At 62.6% G+C, this 2,067-nt stretch carries 2 protein-coding genes; both read left to right on the top strand.

The window, feature by feature from the left end:
• Positions 1–1,030 (top strand): zinc-binding dehydrogenase (locus JHD07_RS32960; protein ID WP_291629729.1); only part of this gene is annotated, 1,030 nt, incomplete at its 5' end.
• Between the two features lie 236 nt (positions 1,031–1,266).
• Positions 1,267–2,067 (top strand): pyridoxal-dependent decarboxylase (locus JHD07_RS32955; protein ID WP_291629728.1); only part of this gene is annotated, 801 nt, incomplete at its 3' end.

Raw genomic sequence — 2,067 nt, 5'->3', positions numbered from 1 at the left:
CGGCACCGATCTGCATATCCTGAAAGGACATTGGCCGAAGCCGCTGCCGTGGCCGTTCACACTGGGACACGAGATCGGCGGCGTCATCGTCGAGTGCGGCGAGGAGTTCACCGAGGACTTCATGAGCAAGCCGCTTCAAGTCGGATCGAAGGTGATGATCCCGCCCTTGATGCCGTGCGGCCGCTGCTATTACTGCATCCATTATCCGCAGACCGCGAACAAGTGCCTGACGCCGGTCTATTACGGCCGCTATCTCGGCTTCGACAAGGCGCCGCATATGTGGGGCGGCTGGGCCGAATATGTCTATGTCGATCTCGAGATGTTGCCGGGCACCAAGATCTACAAGCTGCCCGACGACATGTCGCTGCGGTTGGGTGCGCTGTCTGAGCCGCTGACCTCCTGCATCCGCGCCTTCAACCGCGCCAGCCGTGCCGGCGGTTTTTCGTGGGGCGATACTGTTGTGATCCAGGGCTCCGGCCCGATCGGCATTTTGGCGGTCGCCGCCGCAAAGGAGATGGGAGCAGGCCGCGTGATCTGCGTCGGCGCGCCGGAGGAGCCGCGGCTCAAGCTGGCGCGCGAGTTCGGCGCGGAGGCGACCGTGAACATCGAGGAACTGAAATCGCCGCAAGAGCGCATCGCGCGCGTGCGCGAGATCGTAGGTCACTTCGGCGCCGATCTCGTGATGGACTGCTCGGGCCATCCGACCGCAGGCCCCGAAGGCATCGAGATGCTGCGCGACGGCGGCACCTATGTCGAGATGGGCCAGTTCACCGACGCCGGCTCGATCGACACCTCCTGGCACCGCATCTGCACCAAGGACCTCAACGTGCTGGGCTCCTGGGGCTTCACCGGCAACGACCTGCCGCTCGGCGTCGACATGCTCTACCGGACCGCGGATAAATATCCCTGGCTGAAGATGCAGACGATCTATCCGTTCACGGAAGAGGGCGTCGCGCAGGCGGTGAGGGACGCGATGGCGATGAAGACGGTGAAGTCGACCATCGTGCCGTGGCCGGAGCTGGTGGAATGACGACGCGTAGCCCGGATGAGCGAAGCGATATCCGGGGGCTTGCTGGTGACTCCCGCATGTCGCTTCGCTCATGCGGGCTACGCGTCAACGATAGACGCAAGTCCTCACGACCCGGGCCACGAAATCGCCCAGATATTATTACACCAAGTGCGACGTTAGTTCGGCTTGATGCGAGTTCTGAAATGACTGGTCTTGCGGCATCACGAACGTCGTCCGCGGCGGCCAAAGAGGCCTGAATGACGCCCGAGGAATTCCGAAAACGAGGTCACGAAATCATCGACTGGCTGGCGGACTATCACGCGAAGATCGCCGACTATCCGGTCCAGCCTGCGACACAGCCGGGTGATGTCAAGGCGATGCTTCCGGCCTCCCCGCCGGTCGAAGCCGAGGGGTTCGATGGAATCATCGCTGATCTCGATTCCGTTGTTCTCCCCAACATCTCGCATTGGCAACACCCGCGATTCTTCGGCTACTTTCCCTCCAATTCGCTCGGATCCGGTATCCTCGGCGATTTGGTGAGCAGCGGACTTGGAGTGCTGGGCCTGTCCTGGCAGTCATCCCCCGCCGTGACGGAAATCGAGGAGGTCACGGTCGACTGGTTCAGGCAAATGGTTGGCCTGTCTTCCGCCTGGTTCGGCGTGATCAATGACACTGCGTCGACAAGCACCTTGGTTGCTCTGCTGTGTGCCCGGGAGAAGACGACGGGCTTTTCGCTCGTTCGCCGAGGCCTGCAAACGGAGCCGAAGCCGTTGACCGTCTACACGTCGGCAAGCGCTCATTCTTCCGTCGAAAAAGCGGCGCTGCTGGCGGGTTTCGGCCGTGAGAATGTCCGCATGGTCGATGTCGACGCCGATTTCGCGATGCGGCCAGGGGCGCTCGAAGATGCGATCATCGCGGATAGTCGCGCTGGTTTCACCCCATGCGCGATCGTCGCGGCAGTGGGCGGGACCGCCACCGTGTCCATTGATCCGATATCGGAGATCGCGGGCGTCGCGCGGAGGCATGGCCTATGGCTCCACGTCGACGCTGCCATGGCC

Origin of the sequence: Bradyrhizobium sp. (assembly GCF_016462955.1) — a bacterium.
Lineage (GTDB): Bacteria > Pseudomonadota > Alphaproteobacteria > Rhizobiales > Xanthobacteraceae > Bradyrhizobium.
The sequence above is the reverse complement of the archived record's forward strand: the minus strand, read 5'-3'. Positions and strand labels throughout refer to the sequence as shown.